8 protein-coding genes and 3 pseudogenes are annotated in these 17,554 nt (G+C 67.3%); 4 read left to right on the plus strand and 7 right to left on the minus strand.

From position 1 onward, the window contains the following. Window positions 1-90: 90 nt before the first annotated feature. Window positions 91-896 (minus strand): annotated as a pseudogene (locus BX283_RS00320) (transposase family protein). A 154-nt stretch (window positions 897-1,050) separates the two neighbouring features. Between BX283_RS00320 and BX283_RS00325 the strand changes: the two are divergent. Next, a complete protein-coding gene (locus tag BX283_RS00325) occupies window positions 1,051-1,590 on the plus strand; it encodes a winged helix-turn-helix domain-containing protein (protein ID WP_101385693.1) in 540 nt (179 codons plus the stop codon). Further along, window positions 1,587-2,144: a transposase gene (locus BX283_RS00330; protein WP_257584208.1), complete on the plus strand. Its 558-nt coding sequence runs from the start codon at window positions 1,587-1,589 to the stop codon at window positions 2,142-2,144. The genes BX283_RS00325 and BX283_RS00330 overlap by 4 nt, the downstream gene beginning before the upstream one ends. A 204-nt stretch (window positions 2,145-2,348) precedes the next feature. Here BX283_RS00330 and BX283_RS39885 read toward each other — a convergent pair whose 3' ends face one another. Both BX283_RS39885 and BX283_RS00335 read right to left on the minus strand, forming a co-directional pair. Further along, entirely contained in the window at window positions 2,349-2,894 is a 546-nt protein-coding gene (locus tag BX283_RS39885) for an SMI1/KNR4 family protein (RefSeq protein ID WP_143676303.1), read from the minus strand. Beyond that, complete coding sequence (locus BX283_RS00335) at window positions 2,888-13,051, minus strand: LamG-like jellyroll fold domain-containing protein (RefSeq protein WP_373979508.1); 10,164 nt, start codon at window positions 13,049-13,051, stop codon at window positions 2,888-2,890. Before BX283_RS00335 ends, BX283_RS39885 begins: the two co-directional genes overlap by 7 nt. Before the next feature lie 1,234 nt (window positions 13,052-14,285). On the opposite strand from BX283_RS00335, the gene BX283_RS00340 reads away from it, so the two are divergent. Beyond that, a complete protein-coding gene (locus BX283_RS00340; RefSeq protein ID WP_143676305.1) occupies window positions 14,286-14,684 on the plus strand; it encodes a DUF6188 family protein in 399 nt (132 codons plus the stop codon). Between the two features lie 117 nt (window positions 14,685-14,801). Here the strand turns inward: BX283_RS00340 and BX283_RS00345 are convergent. Continuing rightward, a pseudogene (locus BX283_RS00345) lies at window positions 14,802-14,915 on the minus strand (transposase); the annotation flags it as partial. Here BX283_RS00345 and BX283_RS40280 point away from each other — a divergent pair. Further along, a pseudogene (locus BX283_RS40280) lies at window positions 14,916-15,115 on the plus strand (IS5/IS1182 family transposase); the annotation flags it as partial. It abuts the pseudogene before it with no gap. Here BX283_RS40280 and BX283_RS00355 read toward each other — a convergent pair. From BX283_RS00355 to BX283_RS00365, 3 genes are all read right to left on the minus strand, one after another. Further along, window positions 15,107-15,496, minus strand: a complete 390-nt coding sequence (locus BX283_RS00355) for a DUF5959 family protein (protein ID WP_257581574.1) — start codon at window positions 15,494-15,496, stop codon at window positions 15,107-15,109. The pseudogene BX283_RS40280 and the gene BX283_RS00355 sit on opposite strands and share 9 nt — an antisense overlap. 119 nt (window positions 15,497-15,615) lie before the next feature. Continuing rightward, window positions 15,616-16,701, minus strand: coding sequence for a GNAT family N-acetyltransferase (locus BX283_RS00360; protein ID WP_180356974.1), 1,086 nt, complete (start codon window positions 16,699-16,701; stop codon window positions 15,616-15,618). Between the two features lie 195 nt (window positions 16,702-16,896). Further along, on the minus strand, window positions 16,897-17,538 hold the full coding sequence (locus tag BX283_RS00365; RefSeq protein ID WP_101385698.1) for a DUF6875 domain-containing protein: 642 nt from the start codon (window positions 17,536-17,538) through the stop codon (window positions 16,897-16,899). Window positions 17,539-17,554: the final 16 nt, after the last annotated feature.

Consider the following 17,554-nt stretch of genomic DNA (forward strand, 5'->3'; position numbering starts at 1 on the left):
CGCCGGCGCCCCGCGTCGATACCCAGAGCAGCCGTTCACACGGACGAAGGGCCACGCCCCCCGACTGGACGTCGGGTCACTGAACGTCTTTCATCCTGAATAGCTGCAGGTGAGGAGGGTGTGGACGGCGGCGACGATGCGTCCGATGCGGTTGGTGGAGCATCTGGCCCGGCGCAGGATGCGCCATGACTTGAGCCTGGCGAAGGCGCGTTCGCCCGGAGCGCGGAGTCGGGCGTGTACGCGGTTAAACCGCTGGTAGGGCGGCGGTTGGATGCGGTGGTAGTAGTAGGGGGTGCGGACGGTGGCGCCGGCTCCTTGATAGGCCCGGTCGGCCAGGACGAGGATCTGCCGGGTGAGGCAGGCCTGGACGATGCCGTGGGCTCTGGCCGCGGTCAGGTCATGGGTCCGGCCGGGCATCGCCCGCGAGAACCACAGAGGTGTGCCGTCCGGGCGGGCGATGACCTGGACGTTCATGCCGTGCTTCTTGTGCTTCTGCGAGTAGTACGGCTCATCCGCCTTGATGCGGTCGGTGGGGATCAACGTGCCGTCGATGATGACAAAGTCGCCCTCGCCCAGGCCCACCAGGGCCTCGTGCAGGCCCGGCGCCCAGGCGGCCAGGACCTCAACGGTCTCGTCGACATACCGCCAGGCCGTCGCCTCCGACACCCCGAATCCCGCCCCCACCTGCGCGAACGTCTCGTTCTTCCGCAGATGCGCCAGCGCGAGCAGGGCCTGCCTGAAACAGCTCAACTTTCTCCAGGGCGAGCGCAGTTCACGCCTTCGAGCGTAGATCAGCCACGAGACATGCTCCACGAGCTCATGCGGGACGTCGAGCATGGAAGGATACGGAACCAACGAAGCCCCCCGGCCGTCGGCGTGTTGAGTGAGATCACCACACCAACGACGAGGGGCTTCGCCATGTCACCCGTCCCGACCAGCCACATTCACCCCCAGGCCGCAGGATGAAAGAGGTTCACTGTCAGTTACTGACCTTCGGGCGTGATGTCGTGGAGGGTTGGCAGGTGATGGCCGTCGTGGTACGTCCGAACCATGAGGTATCCGCAAGGTGGTGGGTTGACTGCACAGCGGCGGGCGTTTCGGGAGCGCGTCCGCATGGAGGCCGCCGAGATGTTTGCGGCCGGACAGGACAACACGGTGGTGGCCAAGCAGTTGCGGGTCAGCGTGCGTTCGGTGCAGCGATGGCGCGCTGCCTGGCAGGACGGTGGGCAGCAGGCCCTGGAATCCAGGGGTTCGGCTGCCCGGCCGAAGCTGAGCGAGGCCCTGTTTGCAGTCCTGGATCAGGAGTTGGAACGAGGGCCGGTCGCGCACGGGTGGTCGGACCAGACTTGGACCCTGGGCAGGATCAAGACGCTGATCGGGCGCCGGTTCCACAAGACACTCTCGCTGTCGGCCATCGCGGAGATGCTGCACCGCCATGGGTTCAGCCACCAGGTCCCAGCCCGGCGGGCGCTGGAGCGGGACGAAGCCGCAGTCGCAGGCTGGGTGAGGGGCACGTGGCCACAGGTGGAAGCACCGCGGCGGCGCTCGACGGCTGGATCGTCTTCGAGGACGAGGCCGGCTTCTCGATGACGCCGCCCACCTCCCGCACCTGGTCCAGGCGCGGGCGTACCCCCGTGATACGGGTCAGGGGACGATCCCGGGGCCGGGTATCGGTGGCAGCTCTGTGTTGCTACCGTCCCGGCGAACGATCCCGGTTGATCTACCGGTACATCCTCCACGAACCCTGCCGCGGTATGACGAAGTCCGGACGCCGCAGTTTCGCCTGGACCGACTACCGTGACCTGATCAGCGCCGCCCACCAGCAGCTCGGCGCCCCACTCGTTCTCGTGTGGGACAACCTCAACACCCATCGCGCAGCGGGTCTCCGCGACTTCGTCGCCGAGCACGACTGGATCACCATCTTCCAACTGCCGTCCTACGCACCCGATTTCAACCCCGTCGAAGGCATCTGGTCCTCGCTGCGGCGCAGCCACCAGGTCAACACTGCCTTCATCGACCCCAAGCACCTGCAGGGAGCCCTGCGACAGGGACTCCGCCAGATCCAATACCGCAGCGACCTCATCGACGGATGTCTCGCCGCAACCGGCCTCACCCTGGCGACTTCACGCCCGGAAGGTCAGTAGCCACCAGAACTGGAACCCAGGACATGGGGCAGGTCACCCGATCGTGCGGCAGACCCGTCTGACCTGGGCCGGTGGTGGATTTTCGCATCAGACTCCTGTGCGGACGTTAATGTGCGAGATCACCAACGCAACAACCAAGAGCCCTACCACGCCACAGACCAAACCTACTTCTTAATAACCTGTGTACCGCGGGATGAGGAGCTGTCACTCGGAAAGAACATAGACTCTCGGGTTTCCGCTCGGCACGTCACCCGGGAGCCCTCGTCGTTCGATACTTCCATCGATGAGGCCAACAAGGAAGGCGATGACGCCTCCCTCAAACTCCCACCACTCATTATCTCTCGTTCCTACAACAACAGGCCACAAGTCGCTGTCGGGGCTAGAGACTCTCCAATAAAACGTGTCCCCAGATGAGGACTGCCCCCACGGAAGCAGCCCTCCTTCAGCAGGGTACGGAAGGTACCCGCCAGCGAGATCATCCTCACCCTCACCACACAGATCTTCCAGGATTTCCAGCTCATCCCGAACGTCGGCGCAAAATCCATCCTCAGCACCGGGAGTCGGCGACCAAACCCTCAGGAAGTCATCGATCTCGAACGTCGCGTAGGTGGAAACGAGCTCCCGGTAGTCACTCGGGAGGACCACTCCCAACTGCTGACGGATTCGCTCAAATTCAACCTCTCTGGCGCCTCCTGGCCTTGCTTCTACAAGGCCAGGAATCACGCGTTCAAGACTCGACACCGTCAGCATGTGGTCTGCCAATCTGGTTTATTTGCGACAGTTGCATCGAACAGTCGCCCATTCTTCGTGTACGCCGTCATGCGGATTCCATCAACTCCGCCGGGCCCCTTGCCCGGAATGACCTGACCGGAGTAGTAGACGGGATTGTGCGCACCGAGCTCTTTCTCGATTTTGCGCTCACAGCGCCGCATCCCGCTCTTATTCATACGCTCATACCCGGTGAACAGATTCTCGGGAATCCAGGAACCACCCACTTTATCTCCGATTATGTGAGTCCGATTGTAAACTGTTCCCTTCTGCGGCGGAGACTTCTTGTTTGAGTCTGCGTCCGGGAAACCATACACATCGACAGCTCCCTCGTCATCACGCTTGGCACCCGGCGGCTTCAGGTCTGACGGACACAGAAGTGCAGTCGCCCCGGTAGCACGCCCGCTAGGGTCCAGAGGTTGGTAATGGAATCGCTCGTCTTTGGACTTGGAGCACGGGTCATCGCCCGTAGCTGAGCCACCGCCGCCAGGCAGACCCGCGGGCGCACCCCCGCCATTCAGCGCCTGCTGCGGCGTGTACTGAGCACCTCCGAAGAGGTTGAGGATGTTGGCTGCGGTGTAGGCGAGCTTCCAACCGTCGCCAGGCTGCCAGCCGCTGTTCTTCGGGTCCCAGTCCGGCTTGGCAGGCGGTTTAGGCGCTGCCGTCTTGGGGTGCGGGCCATTATTGGGGTTCTGATCGATCGGCTTCGGCTTCGGCTTGGGACGGGTGCGCACCCGAAGACCATGGTGGCCGCCTGCCCGGGATGATCCTCTGTAATACGACGAACCGTAGTCGATATAGCCCTGCGAGTAGCCACCCCAGCGGAGGCGGTCTGCCTGAGCTCCAAGCGAGGACGACATGCCCCCCGCGTAGTCCCAGTCAAGGCCAGTGGAATACGAACCCGTGTAGGAACTCGAGGCTGAGTCGGAGTCACTGTGCCACCATTCCCAGCCCGCTGCTGCGCCGCCGAGACCCGCGATTGTGCCAGCGGTGGCATAGCCCAGGGCCTCTGCCGCTGCGTAACCGCAGAGCACGATGACCGGGCCGATGCAGTGTCCGCTGGGGTCGGTGCCGTTGAGTGGTGCGGCGTTGCCGTAGAGGTAGCGGTTGGTGGCTGCCGAAGGGGTGGGGGCGAGTTGATAGGTGTCACGGGAGTTGAAGCTGCCCGTGGCGGGCTGGTACCAGCGGGCTGCCATGTTGATGTCGCCGGAGGACGGGTCGGTCCAGCCGGACTGGTAGCCGAGGGCCGGGGTGGTTCCGGCGGAGGTCGTCTTGCGGCCGAATGGGTCGTAGGCGGTGGAGCTGGTGAGGGAGTTGCTGCCCAGGGCGAGGCCGGCGACCAGGTCGGTGTGCTGGTCGGTGATGGCCCACTGCTTGGTGGTGCCGTTGGCTATGCCTTGCAGGGTGCCGTCCGGTCGGCGGGTGTACTGGCTGGTGCCGTCGTCGGTGAGGTTGTTGGAGCCTCCGTCGTAGCTGAACGTGGTCTCCCCCGCAGTGCGGACGCGGTCGAGGGAGTCGTAGGCGAAGGTCGAGGCTCCATCGCTGATCTTGCGTTCGAAGGCGTCGAAGGTCAGCGAGCGAGCGCTGCTGGACTGTCCGGCCACTGCGGACAGGGTGCCGCGCGGGGTGTAGCGGTAGGTCGAGGTGCCGTCGGACAGCAAGCGGTTGCGCTCGTCGAACGTCGAGGCCGCGCTGCCGGCCTTGGTGCGGTTGCCCGCGTCGTCCCAGCTGTAGCCCGTGGTGGTGGCCCCGGCGGTCCAGGAGGTCATGCGGCCTGCCTGGTCGTAGCCGTAACTGTTGTCAGCGGCTCCAGCAGTGCCCTTGCTGTTCTTCTTCGTCAGGCGGTCGTCGAGGTCGTAGCCATAGGCGGTGGAGGCTGTTTCGCTCGTCGCCTTCGGGTCAGTGATCTTGTCGCTGGTCAGGCGGCCGAGGCTGTCGTAGCCGTAGGTGCGCTGTGCCGAGACGACGGCGTCCGCCCAGCTCTTCCCGCCCGTGGGTATGAGCGCGTACTGGTTGGCCGTGGGCCGGCCTGCGGCGTCAAAGTACGACCAGATCTGGTTGCCGGTGAGGGCGTCCTGGGTCCAGGCGCTGCGGCCTGCGGCGTCGTAGCCGTACTGGGTGGTGCCTTCCTTGGTGGTGCGCTGGGTCATGTTGGCGTCGGCGTCGTAGGCGTAGGCGGTTTTGCCGCCTGGGCCGTCGGCCGTCAGCAGTTGGCCGCGGTCGTTGTAGGCGTAGGTGTTGCGGCTCAGCAGGCCGTCCGCTGCGGCGGCGGTGATCCGGCCGTCCAGGTCGTAGGTGAGTGACCGGGCGGTGGTGGCGGCTTCGGCGCCGGTACCGGTTTCCGCGGTCAGGCGGCCGAGGGCGTCGAAGGTGCGTTCCCGCTTGACGCCTCCGGGAAGCGTCTCTGCGGTGCTCTGGCCCGCCGCGTCGTAGACGGTGGTCCACGTGCGGTCGGCGGCTGCCGGGTGGGCGGTGGTGGCGGGTTCGATGGTGGACTCCGGCAGGTTCCACGGTGTGTAGGTATACGTCGTGGTGTTGCCGCGGCCGTCGGTCAGGCGGGTGCGGTTACCTGCGGCGTCGTAGCCGAAGCGGGTGGTGATGCTGTGGCCGTCGGCAACGGGTTCGGACTGCTGGGTCATGCGGCCCAGCGCGTCGTAGCCGTAGGTGTTGCGGGCGCCGGTGGCCGAGGTGGCGGCGCTCTTGTTGCCGTCGGCGTCGAACTCGGCCGAGGTCGTGCGCAGCACGTCGGAGCCGGTGCCGTAGTCGCGGCGGGTGGTCTCGTGGCCGAGGGCGTCGTAGGCCATGGTGCTCTTGCGGCCGGTGGCGTCCAGGGTCTGGATGGTGCGGCCGAGGCCGTCGTAGTCAGCCTTGGTCGTGGCGCCCATGGGGTCGGTGACCGTCAGTGCGTCACCTGCCGGGTTGTACGTGGCGGTGGTGGCGTGTCCTGCCGGGGTGGTCGAGGCTGTCTGGTTGCTCGCGTCGTCCCAGGTGTAGCGGGTGGTGAGGTTCTGCAGGGCGGGGTAGCGCTCCACGGTGGTCGCGGTGAGCTGGCGCCCGAGTTCGTCGTAGGTGGCCTCGGTCCTGGCTCCCGTCGGGCTGGTCGCCGACAGCTGCAGGCCTGTGGGCGTCCATGTGGAGCGGCTGACGCCGGCGCCGGCCAAGGAGGTCCCACTGCCCAGCGGCTGGTTGAGGACCGTTCCGGTAGTGGGGGCGGTCTTCGTCAGGATCTGGCCGAACTGGTCGTAGGTGAAGGTGGTGGTGCGCCCCAGGGGGTCCGTGCTGGCCGCGATACGGCCGACGACGTCGTAGCGCGTGCGGGCCGTTGCGGTGATCTTCGTGCCGCCGGGCGGGGTGTAGTCAGGCAGGGTCGTGGCGACCGGACGGCCGAGCTTGTCGAGCTCGGTGCGGGTCACCGCGCCGCGCGCATCCTGGCTTTCGGTGGCCTCGCCGAAGGTGTTGTAGCCAGCGCGCGTGCTGGCCTGAACAGCCTGCGGCGCACCGCCGTTCTCCTCCGCCGGGGCCGGGGGCGCGGTCTGCTGGACCAGGCGGCCCAGGGCGTCGTAACGCATGCGGGTCGTATAGGCGGAGGCATCCGCGCCGGGTGTGTTGCCTCGCGGGCTGACCTGGGAGGTCACCAGGCCACGCTCGTCATAGGCACTGGTGGTGACACGAGGAGTCGCGCCGTCGCTCAGAGTTGACTTCGTGGCGTTGCCCGCCGCGTCGTACTCCGTGGACGTCGTGAGCTTCTTGCCCGCCCCATCGATGACACGGGTCTGCTCGGTGACGCGGTCGTCGCCGTCGTAGGCGTAGCTGGTGGTGCGGTTCAAGCCGTTCGGGTCGAGCGTGGTGGCGGAGGTGCGGCCGAGGTCGTCGATGGTGTGGGTGACGGTGGTGCGGCCGCCGCCGGTGATCTGCTGGGTGAGGTGGCCGGCGCCGTCGTAGATGTTCGCTTCCAGGACGATGTCGTGTTTGGTGCCGTCGGCCTGCGTTACCTGCTTGGCGGTGGTGGTTGCGGGCAGGTTGTCGTCGAAGTAGCTGTAGGCCGTGGTGGCGCCCATCGCGTCGGTGACGCTCGCCAGGCGCCCGGCCGGGTCGTATGCCTTGGAGATGACGGTGAGGTCGCGGGTCTGGCCCGAGGGGTCGCCGGTCCAGTCCTTCAGGATCGTTTCGGCGTGCTGGCCCCGCGGTGTGTAGGCGTAGGTGTAGGTGGTTCCGGCGGCGTCGGTTTGACGGTTCAGCCGGCCCAGGGCGTCGTAGCCGAACGTGGTCTGGTTGCCCGCCGCGTCGCTCAGGCTGTCGTTGAGTCCGTGGTCGTCGTAGTGATTGGCAGTGATGCGCTTGGGGTCGTCGCCAGCGGTGTCCTCGCTGGTTTCGGTGAGGAGGTTGCCGTCGTCGTCGAAGGTGCGGGTGATCTTCGCGGCGTGCGTCGCTCCGGTGATCTCGTTCTTGACCGTCGCCCCCGACTCGCTGATGAGGCGGGAGAGGGAGTCGTAGGCGTAGGTGGTGTTCACTCCGTCGGGGAAGGCCTGGGAGATTTGGGTCTCGGATGTCTTGCGGCCGACTCCGTCGTAGGAGTACTTGGTCACCAGCCCGGAGGGCGCGGTGGTCTGCGCGATATCGCCGTTGGCGTAGTACTTGTATGAGGTCCTGGCGCCGCCCGGCGTGGTCTTGGTCTCGACCAGGCCGGCCGGGACGGTGCCGCCGCCCACGGCGGGCTCACTGCCCACGGTGTAGCTGGTGTTCGCATGGCGGCCGTCGGCGAGGGTGACGACGGTGGGCAGTCCCAGGGAGGTGTAGGCGGTGGTCGTCTTGAAGCGGTTGTCGCTGGCGTTCGCCGAGCGGGCGTCCCGTACGGCGACGGGCTTGTCGTTGCTCAGGTCGTTGGGGTCCGCGGCGTTGAGGTAGTAGTCGGTGAATGAGGTCCAGCATGCGTTGACGTCGCGGCAGGTGCTGGTGGAGATGGTGTTGCCGCGCGCGTCGTGCCCGGTGATCGTGGCGTGGCCGTTCGGGTCGGTCACGGTGTTGAGGAAGCCGCCGGTGTCGTAGGCGAACGAGGTCCGTGCGCCGGTGGCGTCGGTGGCGCTGAGAGGACGCTGGCTGCGGAGCATGTCGTAGGTGGTGCTCTGGGTCTGCCCCAGCGGGTTCGTCACCGTGATGGTCGAGGCCAGCGCGGAGGCGCTGGTGGACCGCATCGCGCGGTAGTGCGCGCTGACCTGGCCGTCCGTGAGGGCGTGGCTGTAGATGGAGGCTTCGGCGAGCTGGCCGGTGAAGTAGCGGGTCGCCGTGGCGCCGCCGTCCCAGCCGGCACTGGAGTAGCCGGCACCCAGATAGGCGCGCGTGACCGTCTCCGACTGCACGGCTCCGGCCACCGTGCCGATCTTGACCCCGTCCAGGTACAGCGACTGCCCGCTGGAGGACCCGGTCAGGACCGCGTGGTGCCACTCGTTGTCGGTGACCTTCTCCGGCGACTTAATCGCAGCGGGCCAGCCGGTCGTGTTCCGCAGACGCCCGCGCAGCAGACCATCAGCGTCCACCACCAAGACGGGGTCCCAGTTGGTGGGCACCGCACCGAGGTCGGCATTTTGCAGACCCAGCAGGACACCCGGCTTGGCCGTGCGGAACCACAGCTCGGCGGAGGTGTCGGTGGGACTGCCGAGGATGTCCATGGGCAGCTTGACGCTGCCGTTGCCGCTGAGGCTGATGGCCGTCTTGTCGCCGGTTCCGGCGGGGCCGGTGGTGGCGAGGGCGGCGTTGGTGTAGGTGCCGTAGCCCCCGTAGACGGCGATCTTGTTGCTGGCCTGGGTCCCCTGGGTCTCATCCAGAGGCCAGTACTGCGAGGGGGCGTCCGCCAGGACAGCTCCCTGGTACGTGTCGCCGTTGCCGGACACCAGCTTGGTGCGGGCACGGTAGTGGTCGGTTACCGCCTGCTGAGGAAGTTCCTTTGTGTAGAAGGCGGCTTCGGCGAGCTGGCCGGTGAAATAGCGGGTCGCCGTGGCGCCGCCGTCCCAGCCCTCGCTGGAATATCCCGCACCGAGGTAAGCGTGGGTCACTGTCTCCCACTGGATAGCCCCGGCTACCGTGCCCAGCTTGGTCCCGTCCAGGTAGAGCGTCTGGCCGCTCGAGGAGCCGGTGAGCACCGCGTGGTGCCACTCGTTGTCGGTGACCTTCTCCGTCGACTTGATCGCGGCAGGCCAGCCACTGGTGTTGCGAAGACGTCCGCGCAGCAAACCGCTGGAGTCCACGGTCAAAATGGGGTCCCAGTTGGTGGGGGCGGTCGAGGCGCCCAGTTCCGCGTTCTGCAGGCCGAGCAGGACGCCGGGTTTGGCCGTGCGGAACCAGAGCTCGGCGGCGAGGGCTTTGGAGGTGCTCAGGGGTGCGGCGGGGACCTCGACGGCGCCCTTGGTCCCGTCCAGGGTGATGGCCGTGCTGTCGCCGTCGGCGAACATGCCGGGGTCGCCTTGCAGGACCCCGTCGGTGTAGGAGCCGTTCTCACCACTGGCGATCTCGTCGTTCGCGACCGCGCCGCCGGATTCGCCCAGGCGCCAGTAGTCAACCGGCCCAGAGGCACGAACTGCGTCCGCGTACGCAGCCGAACCTGCGGAATAGGCGGGGGCGGAGAGCTTCCAGGTGCCGCCCTTTTGGTCACTCACCTGGGCCACGCGACCCGTAGCAGCGTCGTAGGCGACAGTGGCGTGCACGCGCCCGGAGGGGTTGGTGACTTTGGTCATCCGGCTGGTGGACGCGCGGGCCGCGAAGTGCTCGGCGACCGTGTCCCCGGTCAGGGGACGGTGGTAGACGGCGACGTCGTCCATCTGTCCGGTGAAGCGGCGAACGCCCGCAGGGCTGCCGTCCCAGGTGACGCTGGAGTAGCCCGCGCCGAGGTAGGTGTACGACTGATCGAGATGGTCGATGGTGCCCTGGAGGCTGCCGACCGTGGCGCCGTCCAGGTACAGGGTCTGGGTGGTCCCGGCGCCGGTGAGCACGGCCTGGTGCCACTGGTCATCGGTCACCTGGCCGACGCTGGTCACCGGCTGGGCTTTCCCGGTCCAGAACTGGCCGCGCAGCTTGCCGTCGGCTCCGATGGCCAGCGTGGGGGTCCAGTTGCCCGGAGCGTCATCCTCCAAAGGCCGGTTCTGGAAGCCCATCAGGACACCGGGCTTGCTGGTCTTGAACCATAGTTCCACAGAGAGGAACGTGCTCGTGCGCAGCGTGTTCTCGGGCAGCTCCACGGTGGAGGAGGTGCCGTCGAATCCTGCGGCCGTGTCCTTGCTGGAGGCCAGCGCGCCGGGGAGCCCCAGCTCCACGTCGTGGTACTGGGCATTGTTCAGGCCCGTCACCGAGGGCGCTTCGCTTGCCGCCGTGGCGCCTTCGCTCTCCCCCAGGCGCCAGTAGGACGCGGGGCCCTCGTCCAGGACCGTGGAGCGGTAAAGCGAGCCGTCCTCGTAGTCATAGACGGTGCAGGCGGTCGTGGAATCGGGCGGGCACACCTTGGTGAGACGGTCACCGCTGTAGGTGTAGGTCCACGTCAAGCCGGGCGTGTTGGGCGCGGGAGCACTGGTGGTCACGGAGGCGATGTGTCCGTTGGCCCAGGTGAAGGTCAGCGTCCGCCCGGACTCGGCGTCCATCACCGACTTGAGCGGCTCAGGTGCTCCCTCAGCAGGCCGTGACACGTGGAGCTTCTGCACGCGTCCCGCGTTGTCGGTGACGCTCTGCAGTTCGCCCCACTCGCTGAATTGATAGACCACGCCGGAGCGCAGCCGCAGCGTCCAGTAGTTGTACTCGCCCGCTTCCTGATGAACCGTGAGGGTCATGGTGTTCCCGGACGGCCCGGCAAAGGATCCGTCCGGGTTCTTGCCGAACTGGATGCGGGAGCCGTCTTCCATCGTGACCTTGACGAGGGAGCCCGGCGCGCCCCAGGGGATTCCGTCCAGGTGCATGTCGAAGCGCGACGCCCAGCCCAAGCCGAACGCAGTGTTGGTGCGCGAGTCGAGGGAGTTGTACGTGCGGGTCACGGCAAGTTCCGGACCCACGGACGGCATGGCGGCGTCGGTGGAGGAGGTGGAGTAGTTGCCTGCCCGGTAGCCGAACTCGTGCCCCTCATCGCCGCCCAGGTGGGACGTCACGGGGGGCTGCGGTACCTCGGCGGTGAAAAAGGCCGGTCCCGGCCGCGCGGAGGAGTCCTTGCCGTCGTAGGCGTAGGAGTACCAGGCGTAGCGCTTGCCCCACGTCAGCCAGCCCGCGGGCACGGACCACTGCTGCGCGGCGCTGCGCGCGCCGCTGCGGCAGTTCACGCGGGCGTCCTTGCCGTTGACCTCGCATACTTCGAAGGAGTACTGGAGCGAGCTGGGGTAGTGGTCGGGGTCCTTGCCCTGCGCCCACAATGTTGGGGTCACCGAGTTGACGACCACGCCGCTCGCGGGAGCTTCGGCCGTGAGGTACGGCGGGAGGTTGACCGCGTCGAACTTGATCGCGTACCCGGGCACGCCCTCGCTGTTGAAGGCGGCGTTGCCGTAGTCGTCCATCGTCCACACGAGTGTGTAGGTGGCCGGGGTCAGGGGAGCGATTTTGGCTTCCAGCGTGACGCTGGCGCCGGGTGCGACATCGTTGGGCATGGGCGTCCAGCGGATCTTGGCGGCGTCCCGGATGCGGTTGCCGGATGCGTCATACAGGTCGTACTTCAGCTTGATGTTGCCGCCCTTGGGCCATGTCTGCTGGCCCCGGTTGGTGACCGTGACCTTCATCGAGCCCTCGGCCGTCGCGGTCACCGGGCTCACGAATCCGCCGACCTGGTAGGCGGCGCCGTACTTGGTCCAGGTGACGTCCAGGCTCGGCTTGCCGCCGGGGTAGTTGGCCGAGCCGAACTGCTTCCAGCTCTTGCTGTCCGTGACGGACGTCTTCACGGCCAGGCCGTAGTTGGCCTTGCGGCCGTGTGTCCAGTCGTCGACCAGTTGGCGGCCGTCATCGCGCAGCGGAATGCTTTCCCAGGCGGCTGCGCACGCCCAGTTGTTGGTGTCCGGCGGGCGCCAGCCGTGCGCGAAGCTCTTGGACGCCAGCGCGTTGCCCGTCGACGGCCCGGGATACTTCGTGGTCGTCTGCTCCGACCAGTTGGACGTGATCGGGTGGATGGTGACCGGTTTCGCGTCACACGAGTACGACCACGTGTTGTAGAGGCTGAGGCTGGCGTTGACCACCCAGGCGTTCTTGAGGGTTTTTTCCACACCCGCGAAGCGCAGCAGGCCGAGCGCCTTGCTGTCGCCGCCGTCGGGCGTTCCGACCTTCATCACCGTGGAACTGGTGAAGTTCTGGTTGTAGGGGGACTGGAGGTAGGTGGCCACGGTGGCGTCGAAGCGGCTGACCGAGGGGTCCACCTTGACCGGGAAGACCCGCGCGGGGTCCGAGAGCCACTGCTGATCGAGCGTGACGACCAGGATCTGTCGACCGGCCTCCTCAGCGAGGCTGTAGCGGACGCCGGTGGATATCTGCCCCTCGTTGGTGTTCTCACCAAGCTTGGCGTCCTCCATCCAGCCGGACGGCATCCACGCCTGCACGGTGCCCGCGGCATCTACGAACTCCAGCCCGCCGCTGTCGGCGAGCCGCGCTGTCACGCCGTTCAGCGCGAGCGGGAAGCGCCACTGGGTGGGTGCGTCCTTGCTCTTGAGGACCAGGGTCTCCTTGACGGAATCATTGCCCGCCAGCAGTTCCAGATCCGCTGCGGTGCGGATGTCCGGGTAGCGGATCATGCTGCCGTCCGTGCTGCCCTTGACCGCCGCGGCTCCCTCGACCGCGTAGCCCACCGACACACTGTCGCCGTAGGCGATCTGCACGAGGGGGTCGCTGTTGGCATAGTCACCGAAGGAGATCGGTGACTCGGTTGCGGCAGGCGCCCAGCCCTGGTCGGAGGCGGACATCGTGCGCGGCCCCGCCGAGCGGGCCAGCCGTGTGTCCACCTCCTTCCACTGACCATCGGCACCGCGGAAGTTCACCGGCTCGTCGTAGAAGCGCGTCGTACGCGTGCCGTCCTCATTCAGATAGGTACGCGCCTGCCGGTCCCGCTCCCCCACCAGCTCCTTGCTGTTCTTGGCGTCGAAGCCGCTCGGGGCGACGGCATCCGGCGCGTCGACCGGCTCCGCCGTGCCCATCACCGGCGCAGCGGGGACGCCGCTCAGCGGCGATCCCTTGGGCAGCCCGGCATCCTTGGGCAGCTCACCCGGCGCCCTGAGAGCACCGCCGTGCCCGCCCGACGCATCCGCGTCCGTGTCCTCGCCGGACACCTCGTGGTCACGACCGCTCGCCGAACCCCAGCCCTGGCCCGGGACCTTCCCCGCTTGCACAGACCCACCGGGCACGGCGGCCAGCACCGCCTGTTGCGTCCCAGCGAGCACAGCCATCAAGAACGCGACGAAAAGCACAAACGGTCGTGCAGTACGCACAGCGAAGAATCCCCACCCAAAGAACGATCAAGAGAGACATGTTCTACAAGCCGAAACGTCGACCACACAAGCTACGCACAGCTTCTTCTCCAATCCGTTACATTCGCAACCATCCACGAGATCTGATCCAGCACGGAGGGCAATCACCCCTAGCCAGATCAACTCACCGCGCGAGAAAAGGAGTTACTTGACCCAAACCAGATATACGCAAACGCAATGAATATTTGCCGGCCCTCGGGAGGCACCGCGCACAGGCACAGTTGCAGGGCAGCTCGTCACCGATGCCGAGACCACCTGTACCCCGGCCGCGACCAGCCCCGGCCCCGGGGACACCGTCGAACCACAGCCATCTATGATCTGCGCCCCGCCTCGATACCTTGCCGCACAAGGAGGCGATGCAGCCCTCGTAGCCTGGCTCCGGACAGCGACCTGCCTCGTCGCGGCGATCCTGGACGTCAACTGCCAGCAAGAGGCGCGGCGGCCATCGCTGTCACGCAGCCTGCATGAGCCGGGCGGCACCTGCAGGCGGCTGTTCTCAGCAGGGAAGACCTCGCGGCCAGAGCCGCGCTGCGGACCCGCCGTTTACGCATGCGGTACGCACGGCGGTGGGCGGGCAAGGCCCGGACTGGAACGTCGCTGTGGTCGGGTCTCCACCCAAAGCCCGCCCAGTCTGCTGCGACGACGGCATCGTCCCGATATTCCTGGCAGGGCCCCTCTCCGTATCCCTGGAGTCCTGCCTCGATGAAGAGACGCATGCGGGCCGTAGGGCCTGCTGGCGGGGGCCCCGGATCAGGGCTGACGTCCGCCGGTCGCGTCCACGGACGTGGTGTACCGATGCGGTTGGCGGGCGCGGGTTGAGGTGTCACTCAGGTGGCCCGGGGAAGCTCTTGAGGGAGACGGACCGCGTCGTGGTCGTGCAGGGGGTGTGTGGCACTGTGTCCGGGTGACACGCTCCGACGTAGTAGAACTCGATGACTGCTGGCGGCTCCCGCTCGTCGGTCTCACCGTGACCCAGGTGCGGGTGGACCATCAGCTGGGCTTGCAGCTGGGCGAAGACGCCGAGATCAACGTGCAAACCGGCGCCGCCATGGACCAGGGGGGCGGCGGGCAGACGTCGCCGCTCGTTCCGGAGCGGCAGGAGGTGGCGGACGCCTTGGGCCTGTTCGGCAGGGCGGTCACCGAAGCGACAGCCTTCAAGGACGGACGGCTGCTCGTGGAGTTCGACCAGGGCGCCCGGCTGACCGTCGCGCCCGACGCGGACTTCGAAGCATGGAACATCACCGGCCCGGGCGCCCTGCGCGTGGTGTGCATGCCGGGCGGTGAACTCGCGATCTGGAGGTGACCAGCGGGCACCGGCCCGTCGGCTCAGCTGTCGAGAGCGGGTGCCGGGTCACCGGGCTCGAGGCCGGGTTCGTTGGTGCAGGCGGCGAGGATGTCAGGGCCGATACAGCGACGCTGTTCGGTCCATTCGTCGGGTGGACGCGCCCCGGACGTAGCAGGTGGCGATCACGCTCATGAGGGCCTGCTCGGATCGGCGGCGGCGCTCCAGCAGCCACTCGGGGAAGTAGCTGCCGTAAAGCCGGTGATAGCCCGCCGCGGCACTGAGCACGGCTCCGGCCTGGGCACCCAACGCTCGGTCATGGAGCGCGCCTTCGCCCACCTGCACTGGTTCCGCCGCCTGCGCATCCGCTGGGAGATGCGCGACGACATGCACGAAGCCTAATCCTCGGCTGCGCACTCATCTGCTGGCGGCGACTTGTCGCCCTACCCTGACAGCATCGGAACCCAGTGACCCATCACCTGGCGCAGACGCCGGCGGTGGTCAGCAATCCAGTCGTCCGGCGGAACGAGAGGGACCCACACGGTGACCATGGACCGGGACTCGTCCTCCACGACCACCTCTGGGCAGTCACGCTCGCCCGTGAGCTGGATGAAGATGGACGGCCCGCTGCTCATCTGCATCCAGGCCACGTCTTCCCCGGCGTCGAGCCGGTCCAGCGCGTTGGCCCAGCTCTCCAGCCTTGCAACGTACAACGCCAGGTCGATGCGTCCGGACACGAAAGGTGTCTCGACGACGATCTCCGCGTCGAGCCCGGGCGGTCCACCCGGGACTACGCCCCAGAACGTTGACCGAGACACTGTTGCCCTCGTCATCAGCGAGCGAGATGAGCTCCCTCGGGGGGCTGTCGCCCATAGCTGCCCTTTCGTCGGCGACTACTGAGCGATCCTCACCCGACCCGAGGGCATCCTCCATCTCATTTTGCTCTGAGTTCTTAGCGTGGGGGCGCCGTGCAAGGGGAGTCAGGCCGTAGCCGCTGGTGGCTGTGGATCGCCACTGTCTGTGTCCATGTTGCGGCGTACTGGGCCTTGTAGTGGATCTGGCCGGACTCTGGTCGCGTTCTGCCGAGATCCAATGTCCGGTATCCAGAGCGTTCCAGGTCGGCGGTGAGGTGCCGCAGGAGGGCGTGTCCAGGCGCCAGGGCCAAGGCTGCGGGGTTCATGGCGGGGAGGACGGAGTGGACACGCGTTCCGCGTCGCAGGCATAGCTGCGCCGCAACTACGTCCTCATCGACGGTCAGTGTGGCGATGAAGGCTGCGGTGCTGCAGCGTTCGAGGACGGTGCGCCATGGCTGAAGGCCCGGATGGAGGAGGCCTTCCGGCTGGTTTGGTCGCCTCAGCCGGAGCAGGTATTCAAGGGTGGGAAGGGTCTCCAGCAGTTCGGTGACGCTCTGGGTGCGGCGGTAGCGGACGCGGTGGCCGTGCTCTGCCAGGTTGTCCCAGACGCGCTGGCGGCGCCGGTGGCCTCGCTGCGTTGTCCGGGAGAGGCCTGCGTAGCCGACCGGGAGGGCAATCGTGGCGTAGGGCGTCTGGTCCAGGGAGCCGTTCCATTGCACGGCCAGCTGGTGGGCGAGAGCACTGTCGGCGGGAACGTCCGAAAGCTCGACCTGCGTTCCGTCGCGGGCCAGTCCGACCAGGCATCGCACCAGTGCGTTCGCGACGGCCAGGCGTTCACTTCCGGGGCCGACGGCGCGAATACATTCGGCGGCGGGTGCGGACAGTGGAGGCATCCGGTCATGGCCGTCGTCCGTCACCTCCTGTGTCATGGCAATCGCCGCGACCGGTCCACTGCTGTCATGGGCTACCACCATGACCGGGGTGACCGTGAGGGGCAGGTGCTGTGCCCAGCCTCCCAGCCAGGCCCTGGACTGGTACGGCGTGCTGTGCGGGTCGCGGGTGTAGAGGGTGGGCCAGTGGCAGTCGAGGAAGTCCAGGGCACGCCCGCCACTGAGCACGCTGATCCTGATGCCCTGGTGATCGGCTCTGCCAGAGGTGTCGGTGTCGGGGACGGCAGTGGTCATGGCGGTGGACTCCATCAAGGCGGCCGGAGAGGAGTGCGCCCCCTCGGCGCGGCCTTCGGTGTGCTGCCGGGGGCGCGAGCGCAGCGGTGGCGGTGGAGGCGCTGGTGTGGGCCAGGGGCGCTGCCAGCGCACGAATCCATGGGGGTGAGGTCCGCGGTGACGCCAGCGTCTGGCGCTGGCGGTGTCACCCCGTGGTCACAAGGTTTGTGGGTGGGCTGCCGCGCATGTGGTTTGTGTATCCCGTCGACCGGTGTCGGGGAAGTTTCGCTGGTAGGCCCCTAGCTGCTGGTCGTCGTCGGCGAAGAGGTGGTCGTCGCGGGCCATGCGGCGGATGACGATGAGCGGGACCGGCGACCGGTTCACGGCGAAGGAAGCGTTGTGCACGGCCGTGGCCGAGCAGCGCGGGTGGAATCGGCTGATCATGAAGCCTCGCCGCATCACGTCGGCCGTGACCTCGGTGTGGACGCGGTCGAGTTCGCCCCAGTGATCGGGGGCAAGGCCCTGGAGCAGCACGATGAGGCAGTGCAGTTGGCGTGCCTGGGGAGGCCAGGGGTGATGCTCGAAGTCGTCGACGGCGGTGCGTAGAACGGCGTGGAGCCAGGTGCGGGCCTGGGCGGGGCTGGTGTGCTGGCGGTCGCGGGGCACCAGGTCTCCGGTCGGGGTGTCGGTGGCGGCCCGTACGCGGATGACGCCGTGGCGGCGAGCTGCGGTGACGTAGGGGCAGACGGCGCCGGGGCGGCCCAGGAGGGGATGGGTGCGCATGATGTAGCTGTCGAGCCAGGTGTCGATCATGGTGCGCTGGGCGGTGGCTGGGCGAGTGAGAAGGATGCGTTGCATAGGGCTGTTCCTGTCG

The organism is Streptomyces sp. TLI_146 (assembly GCF_002846415.1).
Lineage (GTDB): Bacteria > Actinomycetota > Actinomycetes > Streptomycetales > Streptomycetaceae > Streptomyces.